Origin of the sequence: Rhodoblastus sp., assembly GCF_052145335.1 — a bacterium.
In the GTDB taxonomy this organism is placed as follows: domain Bacteria; phylum Pseudomonadota; class Alphaproteobacteria; order Rhizobiales; family Beijerinckiaceae; genus Rhodoblastus.
This window is the reverse complement of sequence record NZ_JBKQOU010000026.1, coordinates 1-6,579: the sequence shown is the minus strand read 5'-3', so window position 1 is coordinate 6,579 and position 6,579 is coordinate 1. Positions and strand designations below refer to the sequence as shown.

Here is a 6,579-nt window from a genome sequence, read left to right as displayed (position 1 = left end):
GACCCCATAATGAAACCCCGAGCGGATATCTCGAGTATTCGACATCCCACCCAATCGAAATCGAGGAACTGGCTGGACCGCCCCATACTCCAGACGCCGAGCACAACCTAAATTTAAGCTAACGACTTGGCCGCTCTGACCTCCGAGCAAGCCCCGATATGTGGAGCAATTCGTGGAATAGCTGCCTCGCCATCTAGAGAAATATTTATTAATTTCATTAACTTTAAAGAATATTGGATTGCTCCGGCTTATGGTGGCCCCGCAGCTTACGCTGCTGGGGGTGCAGCCGGTCCATCCCATTATGACAACGAGATCCAGTGCATGTTGAAGGCCGGCATGGTCGGCGCAGTCGAATGGCTGAAAGAGCGTCCCGGCTGGCGAAGCGTCGAGCGTTCGCTTCACGCGCTCGCAATGGCCGGAAGCGTCGCAGGCGAGGAAGGCGACGGAATAATGCTTTTCGGCGTTGAATTCCTGCGCATGCCCCCGCTGCGTGAGGCCGACGAGCGCAACTAGCTAATTTGGAGGATTGTCGATATGCAATTCTTGCATCTCCAAAAAGCGGGACTGGCCTCCTTCATCTTCGCTGGTGGTCGTGCTACGTCATACTGCCGACGCTCAAACTCGGCGGGAAATTCCCGCCTGACAGATGTTCCAAATGCGCGTCACGCCAAAAGGCGATCGACGCTTCCCGGGCGATGCAAAAGGAACTGAAAGTCAACCGACCGCTAAGGGCGATGGGTTATGAAACAATTCGCTAAAACGCTCATTTTCTTGGTCGTCGTTCTCGCTTTTGCAGGCGGGGGCTATTACGCTTGGCTGAAATTGCGGCCGCCGGGCCTTCCGCCGGGGATCGCCTCCGGAAACGGCCGGATTGAGGCCACCGAGATCGATGTCGACGCCAAGATTCCCGGACGGATCGCGGAAATTCTGGTCGCCGAGGGCGACTTCGTCAGCGCGGGCCAGGTGCTCGCGCACATGGACACCAAGACCCTCGAGGCCCAGCGCCGCGAGGCGGAAGCCATGTTGGAGCGCGCGACCATCGGCGTCGAGACGGCTGAAGCTGTCGTGAGGCAGCGCGAAGCCCAAAAGGTCGCCGCGGACGCCCAGATCGCCACCCGCAAAGCCTTATGGGAGGCGGCGGCGGCCCGGCTCGCCCGCGTCACGCCCATGGCGGCCAAGGACTTTGAAACCAAGCAGTCGCTCGACGACGCCCGCGCCACTGAACATGCAACCAATTCCGCCATCGCGGAAGGGCAGGCGAATCTGGCGGCGGCGGAGGCCGGGATCAGCGCGGCGAAGGCGCAGGTCGTCGACGCCAAGGCGGCTGTCATCGCCGCGCATGCGACCATTGATCGCATCGTCGCCGATATCGACGACAGCAGCCTCAAGACGCCGCGCGACGGCCGGGTGCAGTTCAAGGTCGCCGAGCAGGGAGAAGTTTTGCCGGCGGGCGGGCGAGTCCTCAACCTCGTCGACCTGAGCGACGTCTATATGACATTCTATCTGCCGACCAAACAGGCCGGCGGGGCCGGCGTCGGCGCCGACGCTCGCATCGTGCTCGACGCCTTTCCCGAATATGTCCTTCCCGCGTCGATCACTTTCGTCGCCAGCGTCGCGCAATTCACCCCGAAAACCGTCGAAACCGAGGCGGAGCGGCAGAAGCTGATGTTTCGTCTCAAGGCGCAGCTCCCGGCGGATTTGCTGCACAAATATATCCAGCTCGTGAAGACTGGCCTGCCGGGAACAGCTTATGTCAAGTTGGACGCCAATACGCATTGGCCGGCCGACCTGACGGTCAGGCTGCCGTAACAATGACGATGTCCGCTCTGGCCGCCGCGTCCGCCAGCCCAACCTCTATTGTGGTGAGCCTGCGCGACGTCAGCCATGTCTTCGGCCGCACCCGCGCCCTCGATGGCGTCAGCCTCGATGTCCCCGCCGGCTGCATGGTGGGCCTTATCGGGCCGGACGGCGTCGGCAAGTCCACGATGTTCGACCTGATCTCCGGCGCGCGCGTCATCCAGAGCGGAAAGGTCGAGGTTCTCGGCGGCGATATGAGGGACGCCGGGCGCCGGCGGCTGACCTGCCCGAAAATTGCTTACATGCCGCAAGGGTTGGGCAAGAACCTCGATCCAACCCTTTCGGTTTTCGAAAATGTTGATTTTTTCGGACGCCTGTTCGGGTTACCCCGGCAGGAGCGCCACCGCCGCATCGCCATCTTGCTGCGCGGCACCGGACTCGAACCTTTCGCAGACAGGCCGGCGGGCAAGCTTTCCGGCGGCATGAAGCAGAAGCTTGGCCTGTGCTGCTCGCTGATCCATGATCCAGACCTTTTGATCCTTGACGAACCAACGACTGGCGTCGACCCATTGTCGCGCCGTCAATTCTGGGAACTGATCGATCAGATCCGCGCCGACCGGCCGGGAATGAGCGTCATGGTGGCCACAGCTTATATGGATGAGGCCGCCCGCTTCGATACGCTTGTCGCGATGGATGACGGCCGCGTACTCGCGACGGGCTCACCCAAAGAGCTCTTGTCCCGCACCGGCACGGATTCTCTAGACGCCGCGTTCATTGCGCTTCTGCCGCAGGAGAAACGTCAAGGCCATGTCGACGTGGTCATCCCGCCGCGCGCGGCCGAGGCGTCGCAAGAGATCGCCATCGAGGCCGAAGGATTGACCCAGCGGTTTGGCGACTTCGTCGCCGTCGATCATGTGAGCTTCCGCATCACCCGAGGAGAAATTTTCGGGTTTCTCGGCTCGAACGGCTGCGGAAAGAGCACAACAATGAAGATGCTGACAGGGCTGCTCCCACCGACTGAGGGCTCCTCGACCCTGTTCGGGCAAAAGATGGACGCCAATGACATGGAGCTTCGCCGCCGCGTCGGCTATATGTCTCAGGCCTTCTCCCTCTATTCGGAACTCACCGTCCGGCAGAACCTCGACCTGCACGCTTCTCTTTACCGCCTGCCGCAGGACAAGATTGAACCCCGCGTCCGCGAGGTGGCTGAACGTTTCGATCTGACCACCGTCATGGACGCGCTGCCTAACGCGCTGCCCTTGGGGATTCGTCAGCGTCTCCAGCTCGCGGTGGCCATGATCCATGCCCCCGAGATGCTGATCCTGGACGAGCCGACCTCGGGCGTCGATCCTGTCGAGCGCGACAAGTTTTGGCAGATCCTCGTCGACCTCTCCCGCAAGGATAACGTCACGATCTTCGTCTCGACCCACTTCATGAACGAGGCCATGCGGTGCGACCGGATTTCGCTCATGAACACGGGCAAGGTTCTGGTCACGGATATGCCGCAGAACATCATCAAGATGCGCGGCGCGGCGGACCTTGAAGAAGCCTTCATTGAATTCCTGGAGGAAGCCACCGGTCAAAAGCTCGGGCAGCGACCGGTCCAAAGGGCTGCCCCCGAAGCCGCAGAAGAGCGTCAAATTTTTGCGACAGGCGGATGGTTCAGCTCGCGGCGCATGGGCGCATATATGCTGCGCGAGGCGCTCGAGCTTCGCCGTGATTACTTGCGCTTGGCTCTTGCCATGTTCGGCAGCGTCATCCTCCTGTTTGTGCTGGGCTATGGGATCAACCTCGACGTCAACAATCTGTCCTTCGCCGTGCTCGACCGCGACCAAACGACGATCAGCGAGAACTACATCCTCAACATCGCCGGCTCGCGTTATTTTGTGCAACGCCCACCGATCACCAGCAGTGCGGAACTCGACCGGCGGCTGAGCACGGGCGAGGTCAGTCTCGCCATCGAAATCCCGCCCAACTTCGGCCGAGACATCGCGCACGGGCGAGACGTCAAGATCGGCATGTGGATTGATGGAGCGATGCCGATCCGGGCTGAAACCATTCGCGGGTACGTCAAATTGATGCATCTGCAATGGCTGACGGACGAGGCCAGCAAATTGTTCGGGAAGCGGACGCTGGCGGGCCAAACCCAGATCGAGATGCGATACCGCTACAATCCTGGCTTCGAGAGCCTGATCGCCATGGTTCCAGCGGTCATACCGCTTCTGCTGCTCGTCATTCCAGCAAATCTCGCGACGCTCAGCGTGGTGCGCGAGAAGGAGCTTGGCTCGATCGTCAATTTCTATGTCACCCCGGTCACCCGATTCGAGTTTCTGTTCGGAAAGCAGATTCCCTACATCGTTCTCGGGATGGTCAACTTCTTCTTCTTGACGGCTTTAGGGGTCTATATATTCCACGTTCCTTTCACCGGGGACTTTGCGGCTTTCACACTGGCCGCCTTGCTCTATGTTACGGTGGCGACCGGCCTCGGCCTTTTCATCTCGGCTTTCATGCGTAGCCAGGTGGCGGCGATTTTCGCCACCACGGTCGTGACGATGATCCCCGCCGTCCATTACTCGGGGCTGATCGACCCGGTCGCATCCATTACCGGCGGCGGCCGATTGATCGGAGAGGTATTCCCGACCGCGTTTTTCATCAATGTCGCGCGCGGAACCTTTTCGAAGGCCCTTGGCTTCGTCGATGTGCAGAGCGATATCATTCCTCTCGCGGTCACAGTGCCGATATTGCTCATCTTCGCTGGCATGGCGCTAAAGAAGCAGGATAGTTGAGATGCGCCTCATCAACATCCTGCAACTCGGGATCAAGGAATTGCGCGGCTTGGCGCGCGATCACATCATGGTGTTCCTGATCTTTTATGTTTTCACCTTCGCGATCTATACCCAGGCGACAGTGGCGCCTGAACTCCTGAACAGGGCGTCGATATCCATCGTCGACGAAGATCAGTCGCAGCTTTCCGCACGCATCGCTGGCGCTTTCTATCCGCCCCGCTTTCTGATGCCCAAAAACATAACTGCAGGCGAAATGGATCGCCGCATGAACGAGGGGATAGACACCTTCGCGCTCGACATTCCGCCCCATTTCGAGCGCGACGTCCTCAACGGCCGGGGCCGCGCCAATGAAATTCAACTCAACATCGACGCGACGCGAGTGTCCCAAGCCTTCGCCGGCGGCGGCTATGTCCAGGAAATCGTCTCAGGCGAGGTCGCCGATTTCCTGCACCGCTATCGTTCGGCCGCCCCGCTGCCGGTTGATCTTGATCTGCGCGCCGTTTTCAACCCGAATATGGACAGAATTTGGTTCGGCTCCATCACGAGCCTGATCGCCCAGATCACGATGTTGTCAGTCGTGCTGACCGGCGCCGCGCTCATCCGCGAGCGGGAGCACGGAACGGTCGAGCATTTGCTGGTGATGCCGGTCACGCCGACCGAGATCATGTTGAGCAAGATCTGGTCGATGGGGCTGGTCGTTCTGGTCGTGGCGTTCCTATCGCTGTTAACGATAGTCCAAGGCCTCCTGGCCGTGCCCGTCCGCGGCTCCGTCGCACTGTTCATGTGCGCGGCCGCGCTTCAGCTTTACGCCACTACGGCAATGGGGATCGCTCTCGCGACCGTGGCCCAATCCATGCCCCAGTTCGCGCTGCTTCTCGTTCTCGTGCTGCTTCCGATGCAGGTTCTGTCCGGCGCGACGACGCCGCGGGAAAGCATGCCGCAAATTGTTCAAAACATCATGCTTGGCGCGCCTGACACGCACTTCGTGATATTGGCGCAAGCAATCCTGTTCCGTGGCGCCGGGATCGACATCGTCTGGCCGGAATTTCTCGCGCTTTTCAGCATCGGGTCCGCGCTGTTCGTCTTCGCACTCTGGCGCTTCCGCAAAGTTCTCCGGTAAGGGCGCAACTGAACACCGCCGGGTATCATGGTCGGGAACGGCCCCTCCCTGGCAGCACCATGAGTGACGCCCGAAGATTTATTCTATGAACAGTCGAAGCGGAACTTGAAAGCGCCCTGCTATTTCGCTTCAGCTGAGGCGCGCTCGTAATAGCGCGTGGGCTGTTCAAAGCATTCGTGCTATTGCTACGAACCAAGGTCCATACGCCTGTGGCGCATGCAATCTTGGCGTTGCGGGCGGATCATTCAAAATGGAGAGTGACGATGCAGCGCATTTTGGTGGCGACGGACGGCTCCGAGTCCGCGAATCGAGCCGTCGACGTTGCGGCTCAATTCGCCAAGCGCCTTGATGCCTCGCTGATCATTGTAAACGCTTTCGACCACGAATTCCTTTCGGCGGGCGATTTGAACAAATTCAAGCGAGAAGAAGGGATTTCGCTTGGCGATGCGCTTGGGGCTGTTTCGTCGCGGATTTTGGGGCAAGCTAAAGATCAAGCACAAAATCACGGTTTATCCAACGTTCAGACGGAGTCGCGCGCAGGGGACGCCGTGCAAGTCGTGCTGGAGATAGCGCACAAAAAAAGTGTCGACGCGATTGTGGTCGGACGACGGGGCCGCGGTCGGGTCATGGGCCTGCTGCTCGGCAGCATTTCGCAAAAGCTGGTGAGCCTCGCGCCGTTCCCAGTCATTGTCGTTCCGTGAGCTAGATGTGGAGCCTCAACAGGTTGTCCCCGGTTAGACCGAGGCGACTGATGGGCGTTTGGTATTTTATGCCGCCGTGTGGACGATGCCAGTTGTATCTGTGCATCCAGCGCGGCAGCTCCGCAGCGCGCTGATCGGATGATAGATAGGCCATCGCATAAGCCCATTCCCGCAA

6 protein-coding genes are annotated in these 6,579 nt (G+C 59.8%); 5 read left to right on the top strand and 1 reads right to left on the bottom strand.

Annotated elements, in window-relative coordinates; genetic code table 11:
• The first annotated feature begins 126 nt into the window (after positions 1-126).
• From ACLP2E_RS01900 to ACLP2E_RS01880, 5 genes are all read left to right on the top strand, one after another.
• Positions 127-513, top strand: coding sequence for a hypothetical protein (locus ACLP2E_RS01900; protein WP_442464991.1), 387 nt, complete (start codon positions 127-129; stop codon positions 511-513).
• 228 nt (positions 514-741) lie between these two features.
• On the top strand, positions 742-1,809 hold the full coding sequence (locus ACLP2E_RS01895; protein ID WP_442464569.1) for an HlyD family secretion protein: 1,068 nt from the start codon (positions 742-744) through the stop codon (positions 1,807-1,809).
• Positions 1,810-1,811: 2 nt separating this feature from the next.
• Positions 1,812-4,583: a ribosome-associated ATPase/putative transporter RbbA gene (gene rbbA / locus ACLP2E_RS01890; protein WP_442464990.1), complete on the top strand. Its 2,772-nt coding sequence runs from the start codon at positions 1,812-1,814 to the stop codon at positions 4,581-4,583.
• A gap of 1 nt (position 4,584) precedes the next feature.
• The gene (locus ACLP2E_RS01885) at positions 4,585-5,703 is read left to right on the top strand and encodes an ABC transporter permease (RefSeq protein WP_442464571.1); all 1,119 of its coding nucleotides are present in this window, start codon (positions 4,585-4,587) and stop codon (positions 5,701-5,703) included.
• 263 nt (positions 5,704-5,966) lie between these two features.
• Positions 5,967-6,404, top strand: coding sequence for a universal stress protein (locus ACLP2E_RS01880; protein WP_442464572.1), 438 nt, complete (start codon positions 5,967-5,969; stop codon positions 6,402-6,404).
• A gap of 1 nt (position 6,405) precedes the next feature.
• Here the strand turns inward: ACLP2E_RS01880 and ACLP2E_RS01875 are convergent.
• The coding region (locus ACLP2E_RS01875) for an integrase core domain-containing protein (RefSeq protein WP_442464992.1) at positions 6,406-6,579 on the bottom strand (174 nt) is incomplete at its 5' end.